General features: G+C 73.1%; 15 protein-coding genes. 10 read left to right on the top strand and 5 right to left on the bottom strand.

Going from position 1 to position 15,622, the window contains the following annotated elements; all coding sequences use genetic code 11:
- The 3 genes from AB0K28_RS14840 to AB0K28_RS14850 form a co-directional block, all read right to left on the bottom strand.
- Positions 1-471: a (2Fe-2S)-binding protein gene (locus AB0K28_RS14840; protein ID WP_345400199.1), complete on the bottom strand. Its 471-nt coding sequence runs from the start codon at positions 469-471 to the stop codon at positions 1-3.
- Between the two features lie 131 nt (positions 472-602).
- The gene (locus AB0K28_RS14845) at positions 603-1,526 is read right to left on the bottom strand and encodes an NAD(P)-dependent alcohol dehydrogenase (protein WP_364369499.1); all 924 of its coding nucleotides are present in this window, start codon (positions 1,524-1,526) and stop codon (positions 603-605) included.
- 76 nt (positions 1,527-1,602) lie between these two features.
- Positions 1,603-3,171, bottom strand: coding sequence for an IclR family transcriptional regulator C-terminal domain-containing protein (locus AB0K28_RS14850; protein WP_364369502.1), 1,569 nt, complete (start codon positions 3,169-3,171; stop codon positions 1,603-1,605).
- A 121-nt stretch (positions 3,172-3,292) separates the two neighbouring features.
- Here AB0K28_RS14850 and AB0K28_RS14855 point away from each other — a divergent pair, with 121 nt between their 5' ends.
- From AB0K28_RS14855 to pcaC, 7 genes are read left to right on the top strand one after another with little or no spacing between them, the layout of a single operon-like run.
- On the top strand, positions 3,293-4,045 hold the full coding sequence (locus tag AB0K28_RS14855; RefSeq protein ID WP_345400206.1) for a CoA transferase subunit A: 753 nt from the start codon (positions 3,293-3,295) through the stop codon (positions 4,043-4,045).
- Complete coding sequence (locus tag AB0K28_RS14860; RefSeq protein WP_345400209.1) at positions 4,042-4,671, top strand: CoA transferase subunit B; 630 nt, start codon at positions 4,042-4,044, stop codon at positions 4,669-4,671. The genes AB0K28_RS14855 and AB0K28_RS14860 overlap by 4 nt, the downstream gene beginning before the upstream one ends.
- A complete protein-coding gene (locus tag AB0K28_RS14865) occupies positions 4,668-5,816 on the top strand; it encodes a thiolase family protein (RefSeq protein WP_364369506.1) in 1,149 nt (382 codons plus the stop codon). The genes AB0K28_RS14860 and AB0K28_RS14865 overlap by 4 nt, the downstream gene beginning before the upstream one ends.
- A 16-nt stretch (positions 5,817-5,832) precedes the next feature.
- Positions 5,833-6,582 (top strand): protocatechuate 3,4-dioxygenase subunit beta, encoded by a 750-nt coding sequence (gene pcaH, locus AB0K28_RS14870; RefSeq protein ID WP_345400212.1) that lies wholly within the window; start codon positions 5,833-5,835, stop codon positions 6,580-6,582.
- A complete protein-coding gene (gene pcaG / locus AB0K28_RS14875) occupies positions 6,579-7,103 on the top strand; it encodes a protocatechuate 3,4-dioxygenase subunit alpha (RefSeq protein ID WP_345400215.1) in 525 nt (174 codons plus the stop codon). Before pcaH ends, pcaG begins: the two co-directional genes overlap by 4 nt.
- The gene (pcaB, locus tag AB0K28_RS14880) at positions 7,090-8,298 is read left to right on the top strand and encodes a 3-carboxy-cis,cis-muconate cycloisomerase (RefSeq protein ID WP_364369510.1); all 1,209 of its coding nucleotides are present in this window, start codon (positions 7,090-7,092) and stop codon (positions 8,296-8,298) included. The genes pcaG and pcaB overlap by 14 nt, the downstream gene beginning before the upstream one ends.
- Entirely contained in the window at positions 8,298-9,386 is a 1,089-nt protein-coding gene (gene pcaC, locus AB0K28_RS14885) for a 4-carboxymuconolactone decarboxylase (protein ID WP_364369513.1), read from the top strand. The genes pcaB and pcaC overlap by 1 nt, the downstream gene beginning before the upstream one ends.
- 58 nt (positions 9,387-9,444) lie before the next feature.
- Here pcaC and AB0K28_RS14890 read toward each other — a convergent pair whose 3' ends face one another.
- Positions 9,445-10,827 (bottom strand): MFS transporter, encoded by a 1,383-nt coding sequence (locus tag AB0K28_RS14890; RefSeq protein ID WP_345400221.1) that lies wholly within the window; start codon positions 10,825-10,827, stop codon positions 9,445-9,447.
- A 209-nt stretch (positions 10,828-11,036) separates the two neighbouring features.
- Between AB0K28_RS14890 and AB0K28_RS14895 the strand changes: the two genes are divergently transcribed.
- The 3 genes from AB0K28_RS14895 to AB0K28_RS14905 are packed head-to-tail and all read left to right on the top strand — an operon-like array spanning position 11,037 to position 14,490.
- Entirely contained in the window at positions 11,037-11,900 is an 864-nt protein-coding gene (locus AB0K28_RS14895) for a shikimate dehydrogenase (RefSeq protein ID WP_364369516.1), read from the top strand.
- 23 nt (positions 11,901-11,923) lie between these two features.
- Positions 11,924-13,837 (top strand): TIM barrel protein, encoded by a 1,914-nt coding sequence (locus tag AB0K28_RS14900; protein ID WP_364369519.1) that lies wholly within the window; start codon positions 11,924-11,926, stop codon positions 13,835-13,837.
- Complete coding sequence (locus AB0K28_RS14905) at positions 13,834-14,490, top strand: TetR/AcrR family transcriptional regulator (RefSeq protein WP_364369522.1); 657 nt, start codon at positions 13,834-13,836, stop codon at positions 14,488-14,490. The genes AB0K28_RS14900 and AB0K28_RS14905 overlap by 4 nt, the downstream gene beginning before the upstream one ends.
- Here the strand turns inward: AB0K28_RS14905 and AB0K28_RS14910 are convergent.
- Positions 14,473-15,561 (bottom strand): LacI family DNA-binding transcriptional regulator, encoded by a 1,089-nt coding sequence (locus tag AB0K28_RS14910; protein ID WP_364369525.1) that lies wholly within the window; start codon positions 15,559-15,561, stop codon positions 14,473-14,475. The two genes, AB0K28_RS14905 and AB0K28_RS14910, sit on opposite strands and share 18 nt — an antisense overlap.
- Between the last annotated feature and the right edge of the window lie 61 nt (positions 15,562-15,622).

The following is a 15,622-nucleotide window of genomic DNA, read 5'->3' on the forward strand; positions in this document are numbered from 1 at the left end:
TCACTCCTCCCGGAGCGCCGCGGCCTGGCGTACGGCGGCGAGTATGCCCGTGTACGCGCCGCACCTGCACAGGTTGCCGCTCATGTACTCGCGGATCTGGTCGTCGTCGCCCGCGTGCCCTTCGGCGATGCAGGCCAGGCCGGACATCACCTGGCCCGGCGTGCAGTAGCCGCACTGCAGCGCGTCGTTGTCCACGAACGCCTCCTGCAGCGGATGCAGCCCGCCCGCGCCCGACACGCCCTCGATCGTGGTCACCGACCTGCCGTGCACCTGGACGGCCGGGGTCAGGCAGGATACGACCCGCCGGCCGTCCAGGTGGACCGTGCACGCGCCGCACTGGCCGTGGTCGCAGCCCTTCTTGGAGCCGGTGAGACCCAGCCGCTCGCGCAGCACGTCGAGCAGGGACTCGCGCGGGTCGAGGTCGAGCCGCACGGGCTGGCCGTTCACCGTGAACGCGGTCGGTCCGGTCATAAGCGAAACGCTAACGGGACCCGCCGTATACATCCCTCTATGTCGCTATAAGAGCGGGTCAAGATTCAGTCGGGAGGGCTGGTGGGTCGCCATCACCGCCCTGAGCTCGTGACCGGCCTTCCGCCGGTTGATCACGCCTCCTCGGCATGGGGGACGACGATGACGACGTTTCCCACCTTCCGGCCGGTTTCAACATAGCGGTGGGCGTCCGTGATCTCGTCCAGGGGATAATGGCGGTCGATGACCGGCCGAAATGCGCCCGACTCAAGCAGCTCCTTCAATTGCCGGGCCATCTCCGCGCCATGCCGGGGCAGCGGGAATTTCACCCTCCGGCCGCCGAGCAAGGGGCCGGCGGCGGCGAGTAAGAGGTTCTGCCAGAAAGGACCCACGTCGGCGGCGACATAAACGCCACGGGGTTTGAGCAGTTTCCTGCACCGCCCGAACGTGCTCTTGCCGACCGCGTCCAGCACGGCGTCATATCGGCGCTCGTCGGCGGTGAAATCGGTGGAGGTGTGGTCGACCACCTTGTCGGCCCCGAGCCCGCGGACGAGATCGAGATGATGCGGCCCGCAAACGGCGGTGACCCAGGCGCCGTGGTGCTTCAGAAGCTGCACGGCGGCCGACCCGATCGCCCCGGTGGCGCCGTAGACCAGCACGTCGTGACCGGCCCGCACCCCGGCCCCCCTGATCATGGAGAGCGCGTAGTGGGCGCCCTCGGTGCCGGGCGCCGCCTCCTCGTACGTCAGCCCCTCGGGCAACGCCGCCAGCGTGCCGCTCTCGCGAACGGTCAGGAACTGCGCGTGCGCCCCCGACCTGCCGTCGTTGTAGCCGAACACTTCGTCCCCGGCCTTGTACGACCCGACGCCCGCCCCCACGGCCACCACCTCGCCGGCGAATTCGGTGCCGAGAACGGGCATCCGCGCAGGCCGGACGAGCCCCGTGAAGAATCGCCACAGGAACGGCTTGGCCGCCCGCATCGCGCAATCGGTGCGGTTGACCGTGGTCGCGCGCACCTTGACGAGCAGCTCACCAGGGCCGGGGACCGGTTTTTCCACCTCTGAAACGCGAACCACTTCCGGCGGGCCATATCTGGCGCGCACTGCGGCTTTCATGCCTCGGATACTAATGCGTTCATTCGGCCGCGACGGCGCCCGTGTACGCGAGATCCGCCGCCATTTTCGCGGCCGTCTCGCGCAGCGCCGGCAGCACGTCGCGGACCAGCGCGTCGTTGCCGGCCCGCCCGGCGTGGGTGGCGACGTTCACGGCGGCGACGGTGCTTCCTGTGCGGTCCTTGATGGGGACGGCGATGGACCGTACGCCCTCCTCAAGCTCCTGGTCCACCAGCGCGTAGCCGTCGGCGGCGGCCCGCCGGACGAGGGCGCGCAGCTCGTCGCGGGAGGTGACGGTCCTGGTGGCCAGCCGGCGCGGCTCGATCGCGGCCAGCCGCTCGTCGGGCTGCTCGGCCAGCAGCACCCGGCCCATGGAGGTCGCGTACGCGGGGAAGCGGGTGCCGACGGTGATGTTCACGCTCATCAGGCTCACGGTCTGGACCCGCGCCACGTACAGGACGTCGTCGCCCGACAGCACCGCGACGGACGCCGACTCGTCGACGCGGGCGGCGAGGTCGGCCAGGTGCGGCTGGACGATCTCGCGGAACGTCAGCCCCGACAGGTGCGCGTAGCCCAGCTCCAGCACCCGGGGCAGCAGCGTGAACCGGGTGCCGCGCGCGGCGGCGTACCCGAGCCGCTCCAGCGCCTGCACCGCCCGCCGCACGGTCGCCCGCGGCAGGCCGGTCACCTTCGCGCAGTCGGCGAGCGTCACCCCGCCCCGCGCCGACCCGAGCGCCACCATGACCGCCAGCCCCCGCGCCAGCGACTGCAGGAACCCCATCCCCAGCTCCCGCTTCGCCTCCTTGGCCGCGTCCGAGGACGAGGAGGTCGCGGGGGTGGCGGCTCCGGCGGGGCCCGCCGGAAGAGCCGACGGGCCGGAGGCCGGGGGCGCGGCCTGCGGGCTGGAGGTCGAGGGTGCGGCCTGCGGGGCGGGGGTCGAGGGCGCGGCCTGCGGGCCGGGGGCGGCGAGGGCGGCTTCCATCTCGGCGACCGTCTCGCGGAGGGCGGGCAGGCAGTGGTCGCGCAGCTCGGCGACCGTGTGCCGGCTGGTGTGGCTCACCACGCTCACCGCACAGGCCGGCTCACCGCGGACCGGGACCGCCACCGCGATCAGGCCGGGCTCGATGAGCTGGTCGTCCTCGGCCCAGGGCTTGGCGGGGTCGAGGAGGGCGAGGCCGGCGGCGCAGCGGGAGGCGGGCAGGACGTCACCGACGCGGAAGGTCACCGACATGCGCCGCCGCCGGGTGACCTGCGCGACGAACCGCACCCCGTCCCCGTCCCGTACGGCCACCGACACCGACTCGTCCAGCTCGTCGGCGAGCCGCGCGGCGGGACCGGCGACGGCGTCGCGCAGCCCCGAGCCGGACAGATAGGCCTCGCCCAGCTCCATCAGCCGCGGCGCGAGCACCACGTCACGCCCGTCGGCCCGCACGTAACCGAGGTGCGCGAGCGTGCCGAGCACCCGGTCGACGGTGGACCTGGCCAGCCCGGTCGCCCGCACGAGGTCCGTGGCGCGGGCGGGCCGCCGCGGGTCGGCGGCGAGCGCGCGCAGCACGCTCAGCCCGCGTTCGAGGGTTCCGGCCGGTTCCATCGGCTCCTCCTGGAAGGGATGAAGGGGACCTTTGACAGGCCAGCCAACCCAGACACATACTGAAATCCTCATAATAGTGAACAAAAGTTCGCAGAGCGAACACACCCACGATCGGAGCGTCGTGCCGAGAGACAAGGTGGTCGCCACGGCCGCGGAGGCGCTGGCAGGCGTGCGTGACGGCGCGTCGTTCGCCGTCGGCGGCTTCGGCCTCAGCGGCATCCCCAACGTCCTGATCAAGGCCCTGTACGACACCGGCGTCACCCGCCTGTCCGTGGTCTCCAACAACTGCGGCGTGGACGGCGGCGGCCTGGGCGTGCTGCTGGCGGCCGGACGCATCGCCCACGTGACCGCCTCGTACATCGGCGACAACAAGGAGTTCGCCCGCCAGTACCTGTCCGGCGAGCTGACGGTCGAGCTGACCCCGCAGGGCAGCCTGGCCGAGCGGCTGCGCGCGGGCGGCAGCGGCATCCCCGCCTTCTACACCCCGGCCGGCGTCGGCACCCCCATCGCGGACGGCGGCCTGCCGCTGCGCCACAACCCGGACGGCTCGATCGCGGTCGCCTCGCCGCCCAAGGAGGTACGCGAGTTCGACGGCCGCGAGTACGTGCTCGAACACGGCATCCGTACCGACTTCGCCCTCGTCCGCGCCGCCAAGGGCGACCGCCACGGCAACCTGGTCTTCCGCAAGGCCGCCCGCAACTTCAACCCGCTCGCCGCGATGGCCGGCCGCGTCACGGTCGCCGAGGTCGAGGAGCTGACCGAGCTGGACCCCGACGAGGTGCACCTGCCCGGCGTGTTCGTGCAGCGCGTGCTCGTGCTCACCCCCGAGCAGGCCGCGGACAAGTCCATCGAGAAGCGGACGGTGACCGGATGAGCTGGACCAGGGACGAGATGGTCGCGCGGGCCGCCGCCGAGCTGCGCGACGGCGACTACGTCAACCTGGGCATCGGCCTGCCCACCCGCATCCCGTCGTTCCTGCCGCCCGGCGTGGACGTCGTGCTGCACTCCGAGAACGGCATCCTCGGCGTCGGCCCCTACCCGGCGGAGGACGAGGTCGACCCCGACCTGATCAACGCCGGCAAGGAGACCGTGACCGTGCGGGAGGGCGCCGCGTTCTTCGACTCGTCGGCGTCGTTCGGCATGATCCGCGGCGGGCACATCGACGTGGCGGTGCTGGGCGCGATGCAGGTCTCGGCCCGCGGCGACCTGGCCAACTGGATGGTGCCCGGCAAGCTCGTCAAGGGCATGGGCGGCGCCATGGACCTCGTGCACGGCGCCCGCAAGGTCATCGTGATCATGGATCACACCGCCAAGGACGGCTCACCCAAGATCGTCGAGGAGTGCTCGCTGCCGCTCACGGGGAAGGAGTGCGTCCACCGGATCGTCACCGACCTGGGCGTCCTCGACGTCACCGAGCAGGGGCTCGCGCTGGTCGAGCGCGCGCCGGGAGTGAGCGTGGACGACGTGCGCGAGCGCACCGACGCGGAGGTTCTGGCATGAAAGACGTCTACATCCTCGACGCCGTACGCACCCCCTTCGGCCGGTACGGCGGCGCCCTGTCCGGCGTCCGCCCCGACGACCTGGCCGCGCACGTCATCAAGGCGCTGGTCGAGCGCAACGACCTGGACGGCCCCGACGAGGTCGTGCTGGGCAACGCCAACGGCGCCGGCGAGGAGAACCGCAACGTCGCCAGGATGGCCGCCATCCTCGCCGGCCTGCCGATCACCACGCCGGGCGCGACCGTGAACCGGCTGTGCGGGTCGGGCATGGAGGCCGTCGTGCAGGCGTACCGGATGATCGCGATGGGCGACGCCGGCACCGTGATCGCGGGCGGCGTCGAGTCGATGACCCGCGCGCCCTGGGTGCTGCCCAAGCCGGAGAAGGCGTTCCCCGCCGGTGGCCAGGAGCTGGTCTCCACCACGCTCGGCTGGCGGCTGGTCAACCCCGCCATGCCCGCCGAGCACACCGTCGCGCTCGGCGAGGGCGCGGAGCTGATCGCCGACAAGCACCGCATCACCCGCGCGGAGCAGGACGCGTTCGCGCTGGCCAGCCACCAGAAGGCGGCCAAGGCGTCGTTCGAGCGGGAGATCGTGCCCATCGGCCACGTCACCCGCGACGAGGGCATCCGCCACGACACGTCCCTGGAAGCGCTGGCCCGGCTCAAGCCCGTCTTCCGCAAGGACGGCGGCACCGTCACCGCGGGCAACTCCTCGCCGCTCAACGACGGCGCCGCCGCGCTGCTGCTCACCGACGAGGAAGGGCTGCGCGGGCGCGAACCCCTCGCCAGGATCGCCGCCACCGGCGTCAGCGCCCTGGAGCCGCGCTACTTCGGGCTCGGCCCCGTCGAGGCGTCCACCAGGGCACTCGCCAAGGCGGGCCGGCGCTTCGGCGACCTCGCGACCGCCGAGCTGAACGAGGCGTTCGCGGCGCAGGTGCTCGGCTGCCTGGCCGAGCTGCCCGACCTCGACCCCGCCATCGTCAACCCCGACGGCGGCGCCATCGCCATCGGCCACCCCCTCGGCGCCTCGGGCGCCCGCGTCACCGGCGCGGTCGCCCACCGGCTGGCCGCCGCCGGCTCCGGCACCGGGCTGGCCGCGCTCTGCATCGGCGTCGGCCAAGGGCTGGCCGTCGTCCTCGACAGATAGCTCGAAAGGCAGCTGTATGTCCGAACCCCTCCAGCAGGCCGACATCGACCGGGAGATCGCCGAGTACGGCGGGCAGGCCTCCACCCCCTCCGGTCATCCCGCCCGCGACTACGCCCCCTACCGCAGCACCCTCCTGCGCCACCCCAAGCAGCCGCTCGTCGCCGTCAAGGACCCCGAGGCGGTGGAGCTGTCGGGGCCGGTGTTCGGGGCAACCGACGTGACGCCCCAGGACAACGACCTCACCAGGCAGCACCTCGGCGAGCCGCTGGGCGAGCGGATCACCGTGCGGGGCCGGGTGCTCGACCGGTCGGGACGGCCCGTACGCGGCCAGCTCGTCGAGATCTGGCAGGCCAACGCGTCGGGACGCTACCTGCACCAGCGCGACGACCACCCGGCGCCGCTCGACCCGAACTTCACCGGCGTGGGCCGCTGCCTGACCGGTGACGACGGCGGCTACGTGTTCACCACGATCAAGCCCGGCGCGTACCCGTGGCGCAACCACCGCAACGCCTGGCGGCCGGCGCACATCCACTTCTCGCTGTTCGGCAGCGCGTTCACGCAGCGGCTGGTCACCCAGATGTACTTCCCTGGCGACCCGCTGTTCCCGTACGACCCGATCCTGCAGTCCGTCACCGACGCGAGCGCCCGGCAGCGGCTCGTCGCCGACTACGTGCACGACCTGTCCGAGCCGGAGTTCTCGCTCGGCTACCGATGGGACATCGTGCTCGACGGCCCCGCCGCGACCTGGATGGAGGAAGGCCGGTGAACCCCACCCCCTCACAGACCGTCGGCCCGTTCTACGGGTACGCCCTGCCCTTCCCCGGCGGCGGCGACATCGCGACCGGCGGCATCGCCGTCCACGGATACGTCTACGACGGCGCCGGCGACCCGGTGCCCGACGCGCTGCTGGAGTTCTGGCAGGCCGGTGAGGACGGGCAGGTGCGCGGCGCGCCCGGCACACTGCGCCGCGACCCCACCACCGGGGCCGTGCTCGGCAGGGACGGCGTCGTCTTCACCGGCTTCGGCCGCGTCGCCACCGACCTCGACGGCCACTGGGCGCTGCGTACCGTACGGCCGGGAAACGGGTACATCAGCGTGTGCGTGTTCGCCCGCGGCCTGCTGCACCACCTCTACACCCGCATCTACCTCGGGCAGGACCCCTTCCTCGACTCCGTGCCCGCGGAGCGGCGGCACACGCTGCTGGCCGAGCAGGAGCGGGACGGGGTCTTCCGGTTCGACGTCCATCTGCAGGGCGAGAAGGAGACGGTCTTCCTTGACTTCGGCTGATCCCGCTGACCTCGGCCTGCTGTCCCCGATGCGGGGCGCGGCCGAGACCACCGGGGACGCCGCCGTGCTCCAGGCGATGCTGGACGCCGAGGCCGCGCTGACCCGCGCCCAGGCGGCGCTCGGCCTCGCGCCCGCCGCGGCCGCCGAGGCCGTCACGGCCGCCTGCCGCGCCGACGCCTTCGACCTGCCGGACCTGGTCGTACGCGCCAGGTCCGGGGGCAACCCGGTCATCCCGCTCGTCGCCGACCTGCGGCGGGCGGCCGGGTCGCACGGCCCGTACGTGCACCGGGGCGCCACCAGCCAGGACATCCTCGACACCGCCCTGATGCTGGTCGCCCACCGCACCCTGGGTCCCGTGCTCGCCGAGCTGGACACGGTGATCGGCCGCCTGGCCACGCTGGCCGCCGGCCACCGCGCCACCCCGATGGCCGCGCGGACCCTCACCCAGCAGGCGGTCCCGACGACGTTCGGCCTCAAGGCGGCGGGCTGGCTGACCCTGGTCACGGACGCCTCTGTCCGCCTCACAGCGGCCCGCCAGGCCGTCCCCGCCCAGCTGGGCGCCGCCGCCGGCACCCTCGCCGCCTTCCACACCGACGCTCAGCAGCCAGGCGGGGGACCGGAGCCCGGGTCGCCGGAGTCCGGCGCGCGGCCGGTGGCGTTGGAACTGCCGGCGCGGTTCGCGGCCGAGCTGGGGCTGGCGGCGCCGGTGTTGCCGTGGCACGTGCTGCGGACGCCGGTGGCCGACCTCGCGGGGGCGCTGGCGTTCACGGCGGGGGCGCTCGGGAAGGTGGCGGCCGACGTGCTGGTGCTGTCGCGTACCGAGATCGGCGAGGTGACCGAGGGCGTCGGCGGCGGGTCGTCGTCCATGCCGCACAAGCACAACCCGGTGCGGGCCACGATGATCGCCGCCGCCGCCCGCCAGGTGCCCCCGCTGGCCGCCACCCTGTACGCCGCACTCGCCGCCGAGGACGAACGCCCCTCGGGCGCCTGGCACGCCGAGTGGCAGCCGCTGCGCGAGGCACTCCGCCTGGTCGCCGGCGCCACCAGGGACGCCGCGGAACTCGTCGCCGACCTGCGCGTCCACCCGGACCGCATGGCCGCCAACCTCTCCGTCGAAGGCACCCAGGCCCCGGCCCCCGCCCTGGTCGACCAAGCCCTCACCCACCACGAACACCGAGACAAGGCACGCCATTGATGTTGCAGCACCGTATGGACGGCCCCGAGCGGGGAGAGCCGCTCGTCCTCGCCCCCTCGCTCGGCACCTCCGCCCGCCTGTGGGAGCCGCAGGTGCGGACGCTGGCCCGCACGTACCGGGTGCTCAGGTTCGACCTGCCGGGCCACGGCGGCTCCAAGCCGCTTCCGGCGAGCACGGTCGAGGAGCTGGCCGCGCTGGTGCTGGAGGTGACGGAAGCGGCGGGCATGGAGAGCTTCCACTACGCGGGCGTCTCGATCGGCGGCGCGATCGGCGCCACGCTGGCCGTCCGCCACCCCGGCCGGGTGAGGTCGCTGGCGATGGTGTGCTCGAGCGCCAGGTTCGGCGACCCGGAGGGCTGGCACGAGCGGGCCGCGCTGGTGCGGGAAGAGGGGACCGGGCCGCTGGTGGAGGGCGCGGCGGGCCGCTGGTTCGCGGGCCCGCCCGACCAGGCGCTGCTGGACGACCTCGCCGCCGCCGACCCCGCCGCCTACGCCGCCTGCTGCGAGGCCCTGGCCGGTTACGACCTGCGCGCCGAGCTGGCCCAGATCACCGTGCCGACGCTGGTGGTGGCCGGTCGCGACGACCCGGCCACACCGCCCGCGCATGCCAGGGAGCTGGTGGACGGCATCCCCGGCGCCACCCTGGTCGAGCTGCCGGGCGCCGCCCACCTGGCCCCGGCCGACCAGCCGGAGCGCGTCACCAAGGCACTGCTCGACCACCTGCCGTCGGTCCCCGGCATGCGGGTGCGCCGCGAGGTGCTCGGTGACGCGCACGTGGACCGCGCCGTCGCCCGCACCACCGACTTCACCAGGGACTTCCAGGACTTCATCACCCGCTACGCCTGGGGCGAGATCTGGACCCGCCCCGACCTCGACCGGCGGACGCGCAGCTGCATCACCCTCACCGCGCTCGTCGCCAGGGGCCACCTGGACGAGCTGGCCATGCACGTACGCGCCGCGCTGCGCAACGGCCTGACCCCCGACGAGATCGGCGAGGTGCTGCTGCAGAGCGCCGTCTACTGCGGCGTTCCGGCCGCCAACGCCGCCTTCGCCGTCGCCCAACGCGTCCTGAACGAGGAGAAGGACTGAGCCGGGGGCGCGGGGCCGGCGGGCTGAGCCGGCGGTCCCGCGCCGCCCGAACAGATGGTCAGCGGGCCGGGGCCGGGGCGGGTGTCCGGCCGAGCTCCTCCGTCGGCACCCGGTACGTCTCCCGCGCCGTAGCCACCGCGACCGCGCTGATCGCGCACAGGATCGCGGTGAACACCCCGACCCCGGTCCACCCCTGCAGCCCGAGCCAGCCGTCGGGGGAGACGATCCCGGCGGCGGAGGCCACGGCGAACCCGGCGATGGCGAAGCCGATCTGGGTGCCGATGGCCATGCCGGACAGACGTACGCGGGTGCTGAACATCTCGCCGTACAGAGCGGGCCAGATGCCGTTCGAGGCGCTGTAGACGACGCCGAGCGTGAGGATGCCGACGAGGAACACCAGCGGATAGCTGCCCGAGTTGATGGCCGCCAGGTAGGCGAAGATCATGATCGGGCTGCCGACAGCGCCGATGAGGAACACCGGCTTGCGCCCGATCCGGTCCGACAGCCGCGCCCACAGCGGGATCGCGACGAGCGCGACGGCGTTGGCGGCCACGCCGACCCAGAGCATGGTGGCGTTGTCGAGCCCGATCTCGTCGCTCGTGGCGTAGTTGAGCGCCCAGACCGTGAAGATCGTGCTGACGGTGGCGATGAGCGCCGCGCACACCACCCGCAGCACGCTGCTCCAGTGGTCGCGGAAGAGCACGGCGAGCGGCATGCGCGGGACGGTGCCCGCGGCCACCTCCTCCTCGAACGCCGGCGTCTCCTCAAGCCGCCGCCTGATGATCCACCCGGCCACCGCCACCGCCACGCTCAGCCAGAACGGCACCCGCCAGCCCCAGGTCAGCAACTGCTCCTCGGGCAGGGCGGCGACCGGGATGAACGCGAACGTGGCCAGGATCTGCCCGAACTGGGTGCCGTTCAGGGTGAAGCTGGTGAAGTAGCCGCGCCGGTCGGCGGGGGAGTGTTCGAGGGTCATGGAGTTGGCGCTGGCCTGCTCGCCCGCCGCCGACAGCCCCTGCATGATGCGCAGCAGCACCAGCAGGACGGGCGCGGCCCCGCCGATCTGGTCGCGGGTGGGCAGGCAGCCGATGAGGAACGTCGACAGCCCCATGAGGACGAGCGTGAACACCATGATCTTCTTGCGCCCGAACCGGTCGCCGACGTGCCCCAGGAAGAACGCGCCCACCGGCCGGGCCGCGTAGGCGACGCCGAAGCTGGCCAGCGACTGGAGGGTGGCGGTCGCCGGGTCGGAGTCGTCGAAGAACACCCGGCCGAAGATCAGCGCGGCGGCGCTGCCGTAGATGAAGAAGTCGTAGTACTCGAGCGCGCTGCCGATCCAGGCGGCGATGGCGGCCTTGCGCGGCGTGCCCCTGCCGAGGGGGCTGCCTGGCGAGTTGCCTGGGGAGTTGCCTGGGGAGTTGCCTGGTGCGTTGTCGGTCACGTGAGCTCCTCGGGCTCTGGCTCCTCGGTGAGCGTGGTGGTGGCGGCCCCCGGCGCCGGTTACCCGTGTTTTACGAACTAGATAGTTAATTAACGTGGGAGCAATGCTGACGTGGCGCGCGTCACATGTCAAGGACGGCTTCCCGCGGGCGCGGGTGGTGGGTTATAACGAACTCACTAGTCCGTACGTTGCTGATCGGGGAGCGCCGCATGACCTCGTACCTGACCGGCCTGATCGGCTCGGGCATCGGTCCCTCGCTCAGCCCGCCGCTGCACGAACGCGAGGCCGCGCACCACGGCCTGCGCTACGTCTACCGGCTGCTCGACACCGACCGGCTCGGCGACGACGTCGGCGAGCTGCTGCGTACGGCCCGCCGGTTCGGCTACGACGGGCTCAACATCACCCACCCCTGCAAGCAGGCCGTCATCCCGCATCTGGACGAGCTGTCGCCCGACGCCGCCATGCTGGGCGCGGTCAACACGGTCGTCTTCGACGGCGAGCGCGCCGTCGGGCACAACACCGACTGGACGGGCTTCGCCGAGTCGTTCACCCGGGGCCTGCCGGGCGCGGCCACCCGCCACGTCGTCCAGCTCGGGGCGGGCGGCGCGGGCGCGGCGGTCGCGTATGCGCTGCTCACCCTCGGCGTGGACGTGCTGACGATCGTGGACGCCGACCCCGCCAGAGCCGCCGCGCTGGCCGACCGGCTCGCGGCCCGCCACGCCGACCGCCACGCCGTCCACCACAGGGCCGGCCGCGCCCGCCCAAGCGGCACCGGCGACCTGCCCGCGCTGCTCGCCGAAGCGGACGGCCTGGTGCACGCCACGCCCACCGGCATGGCGCATCACCCGGGGCTGCCGCTGCCGGCCGAGCTGCTGCGTCCCGGCCTGTGGGTGGCCGACATCGTCTACCGGCCGCTGGAGACCGAGCTGCTCAAGCGGGCCAGGGCGCTCGGCTGCCGGACCCTCGACGGCGGCGGCATGGTCGTCTTCCAGGCCGCGCACGCCTTCCGCCTGTTCACCGGGCGCACCCCCGACGCCGAACGCATGCTCGCCCACCTGACCGAACTCACCTGACCGCCCCGGCACGAGGAGAAGCCATGCGCAAGTCGATCGCCACCGTCTCGGTGAGCGGCACGCTGACGGAGAAGCTGACGGCGGTGGCGGCGGCCGGGTTCGACGGGGTGGAGATCTTCGAGAACGACCTGCTCGCCTGCCCGCTCCCGCCCGAGGAGATCCGCGCCAGAGCCGCGGACCTGGGGCTCACCATCGACCTCTACCAGCCGTTCCGCGACTTCGAAGGCGTGCCGCGCGCCCGCCTGCGGGCCAACCTGGAGCGGGCCGAGCACAAGTTCCGGCTGATGCGGCGGCTCGGCGCCGACCTGCTGCTGGTCTGCTCGAACGTCTCGCCCGAGACGATCGGCGACGACGGGCTGGCCGCCGAGCACCTGCGGCTGCTCGCCGAGCGGGCCGCCAGGCACGGCATCCGCGTCGCGTACGAGGCGCTGGCCTGGGGCCGGCACGTCAACGAGTACCTGCACGCCTGGAACATCGTCCGCCAGGCCGACCACCCCAACCTGGGCACCTGCCTGGACAGCTTCCACATCCTGTCGCGCGGCTCCGACCCGCTCGGCATCGAGGCCATCCCCGGCGAGAAGATCTTCTTCCTGCAGCTCGCCGACGCGCCGCTGCTCGCCATGGACGTGCTCCAGTGGAGCCGCCACCACCGCTGCTTCCCAGGACAGGGCGGCTTCGACGTCGCGGGGCTGGTCAGGCACGCGCTGAACGCCGGGTACGTGGGGCCGCTGTCGCTGGAGGTGTTCAACGACCACTTCCGGCAGGCCGGCACCGGGCGGACCGCGCGCGACGGCATGCGTTCGCTCATCGCGCTGGAGAGGCAGCTTCAGGGGGTGGCGCACCCGTCCGTGCCGTCGGGGTTCGCCTTCGCGGAGCTGTCCGGCACCGGCTCGCTGAACGGCGTCCTCCCCGCCCTCGGCTTCGCCCGTACGGGCAGGCACAGGGGCAAGCCGGTCGAACTGTGGTCCCAGGGCGCGGCCCGCCTGCTGGTCAACGCCACCGGCACAGGGCCGGAGCCGGTCGGCGCGGTGAGTCCGGGGCCGGTCGATGGGGCGGGTGCGAGTGCGGGACCGGCTCACGCGGCCGGCGCGGGTCCCGGGCTGGTGGCGATCGGGCTCGACAGCCCCGACCCCGGACGGGCCGTCGCGCACGCCGAGTCGCTGCTGTCGCCCGTACTGCCGCGCGAGCGCGCCCCGCAGGACGCGCCACTGCACGCCGTCGCCGCGCCCGACGGCACGGAGATCTTCTTCTGCGACGACGCCTGGCTCGCCGACTTCGCGCCCGAGGGGACCGGCGGCACGGGGGCCACGGGGGCCACGGGGGCCACGGGGGCCACGGGGGCCACGGGGATCACCCACATCGACCACGTGGCGCTGGCCCAGCCGCCGCACTACTTCGACGAGGCCGCGCTGTTCTACCGGGGCGTGCTCGGGCTGCAGCCGCAGGAGAGCCTGGAGGTGCCCGACCCGTACGGGCTGGTGCGCAGCCGCGCGATGTCCACTCCGCCGGGGTCCACTCCGCCGGGGTCCACCCCGCAGGAGTCCGGGGTGCGCATGGTGCTCAACCTGGCCCAGGTCGGCGCCGGCCAGCCGCCACCCCAGCACGTGGCGCTGGCCGGCGCTGACGTGCTCGCCGTGGCCCGCAGACTGCGCGCCGAGCACCCCGAGCTGCTGCTGCCGATCCCCGCCAACTACTACGACGACCTGGAGGCCCGCCACGACGTGCCGCCGGAGCTGCGGGAGCTGGGCGTCCTGTACGACCGCGACCCGAACGGCGGCGCGTTCCTGCACCTCTACACGGTCACCGTAGGCCGGGTGTTCTTCGAGATCGTCCAGCGGATCGACGGCTACGCAGGCTACGGCGCGGTCAACGCCCCCATCCGCCTCGCCGCCCAGCACCACGGAAGCCGGACAGAGCCGCCTATGATGAGCGAATGACCTCGACCCCCGCCACCGCCGAGCGCCGGCGGGACGCCGACCGCACGCGGGCGGAGATCCTCGACGTCGCCCAGCGCGAGTTCGCCCGCTACGGCTACGCCGGGGCCAGGGTCGACGAGATCGCGGCCCGCATGCGCACCACCAAGCGCATGATCTACTACTACTTCGGCAGCAAGGAACGGCTCTACATCGCCGTCCTGGAGAAGGCGTACGCCGAGGTGCGGGCGGTCGAGCGCACGGTCGACGTCGAGCACCTGGCGCCCGTCGAGGCCATCCGCACGCTGGCGGAGCTGACGTTCGACCACCACGACGCCCACCGCGACTTCATCAAGCTCGTCGCGATCGAGAACATCCACCAGGCCGAGCACATCCGCAAGTCGGAGGCGCTGGCCGGCCTGGGCGCGCCGGTGCTCGACCTCATCACCCGCATCCTGGAGGCGGGGCGGGCCTCCGGCGACTTCGTCACCGAGGCCGACGCCATCGACGTGCACATGATGATCAGCGCGTTCTGCTTCTTCAGGGTGGCCAACCAGCACACGTTCGGTGCGCTGTTCGGGCGCGACATGACCGCGCCCGGGCATCGCGACCGGCTGCGGCGGATGGTCGGCGAGATGACGGTCGGCTACCTGTGCGGCTCAGGCGCCCGCCCCTGACCCGGGCGCGGGGCCGGTGGACAGCCGGGGCACCAGGGCAGGCGTGACGGAGAAGCGCATCGCGGCCGTGCGCCCCTCGACGCGTTCGAGCAGCAGCCGGGCCGCCGTCCTGCCCATGAGCGTGCCGTCCTGGTCGACGCTGGTCAGCGAGATGTTGGCCATCGCCGCCAGCCGGGTGTTGTCGTAACCGGCCACCGAGACGTCACGGGACACCGACAGCCCCGCCTCGTGCAGCGCCGACAGCGCGCCGAACGCCGCCTGGTCGGCGCCCGCGAAGATCGCGGTCGGCCGGGGCGAGCGGGCCAGGAGCTCGCGCGTGCCGTCGTAGCCGCCCTCCTCGGTCCAGCTCGTGGTGGCGATCGCGATCTCGCCTTCCAGCCCGTGCTCGGTCATCACCCTGCGGTACGTCTCGGCCCTGGTCAGGTGCGGCAGCGCGACCGGCTTGCCGCGGCCCGCGTTGCGCTGCGAGATGTGGCCGATGCGGCGGTGGCCCAGCTCGATGAGGTGGCGCACGACCAGCTCGGTGCCGGCGTCGTCGTCGTCGAAGACCGCGTCGTACGCCGACGAGCGCTCGTGGCGGCCGAGCACGATGAGCGGCATCTCCCCGGCCACCTCCTCCAGCCGCGACTTCGGGGTGATCGGCGCGATCATCAGGATGCCGTCGACCTGCCGGTCGATGAGCGCTTCGACGGCCCGGCTCTCGGCGGCCAGGTCGGTGCTGCCGCCCTGCACGAGGATCGCCTGGTAGCCGCTGCCGCCGAGCTGCTCGCCGACGCCGTCGAGCACGTCGGCGAAGAACGGGTTGCGCACGTGGGGGATCAGCACGCCGATCGTGAACGTGCGCCCGCGCATGGCCCGCGCCGCCGCGTGGGGCCGGTAGCCCAGCTCCTCGATGGCGGCCTTGACCCGGTCGCGCATGGCGGGGCTGGCACCGTAGGCGTTGCGCAGGACCTTGGAGACGGCGGTGGTGGACACCTGGGCGTGGCGGGCGACGTCCGCGATCGTCACCCGGCGCCTGGGCTCGCGCTCCGGCCTGTGGCCCGCCCTGTGTCCGGCCATGTGTCCGGCCATGTGTCCCGCCTTCCCGCCCGCGTCACCGCTCGTCGGTGACGAGTGTAGGAGCCCCCGCTTC

This window comes from Nonomuraea sp. NPDC049504 (assembly GCF_040676845.1).
GTDB classification, from domain to species: Bacteria; Actinomycetota; Actinomycetes; order Streptosporangiales; family Streptosporangiaceae; genus Nonomuraea; species Nonomuraea salmonea.

Coding starts and splice junctions, on each gene's coding strand:
- AB0K28_RS14860 (WP_345400209.1), top strand. CDS start 4,042: ATGAGCTGGACCAGGGACGAGATGGTCGCGCGGGCCGCCGCCGAGCTG.
- AB0K28_RS14850 (WP_364369502.1), bottom strand. CDS start 3,171: ATGGAACCGGCCGGAACCCTCGAACGCGGGCTGAGCGTGCTGCGCGCG.
- AB0K28_RS14910 (WP_364369525.1), bottom strand. CDS start 15,561: ATGGCCGGACACATGGCCGGACACAGGGCGGGCCACAGGCCGGAGCGC.
- AB0K28_RS14900 (WP_364369519.1), top strand. CDS start 11,924: ATGCGCAAGTCGATCGCCACCGTCTCGGTGAGCGGCACGCTGACGGAG.
- AB0K28_RS14905 (WP_364369522.1), top strand. CDS start 13,834: ATGACCTCGACCCCCGCCACCGCCGAGCGCCGGCGGGACGCCGACCGC.
- pcaH (WP_345400212.1), top strand. CDS start 5,833: ATGTCCGAACCCCTCCAGCAGGCCGACATCGACCGGGAGATCGCCGAG.
- AB0K28_RS14895 (WP_364369516.1), top strand. CDS start 11,037: ATGACCTCGTACCTGACCGGCCTGATCGGCTCGGGCATCGGTCCCTCG.
- AB0K28_RS14865 (WP_364369506.1), top strand. CDS start 4,668: ATGAAAGACGTCTACATCCTCGACGCCGTACGCACCCCCTTCGGCCGG.
- pcaC (WP_364369513.1), top strand. CDS start 8,298: ATGTTGCAGCACCGTATGGACGGCCCCGAGCGGGGAGAGCCGCTCGTC.
- AB0K28_RS14840 (WP_345400199.1), bottom strand. CDS start 471: ATGACCGGACCGACCGCGTTCACGGTGAACGGCCAGCCCGTGCGGCTC.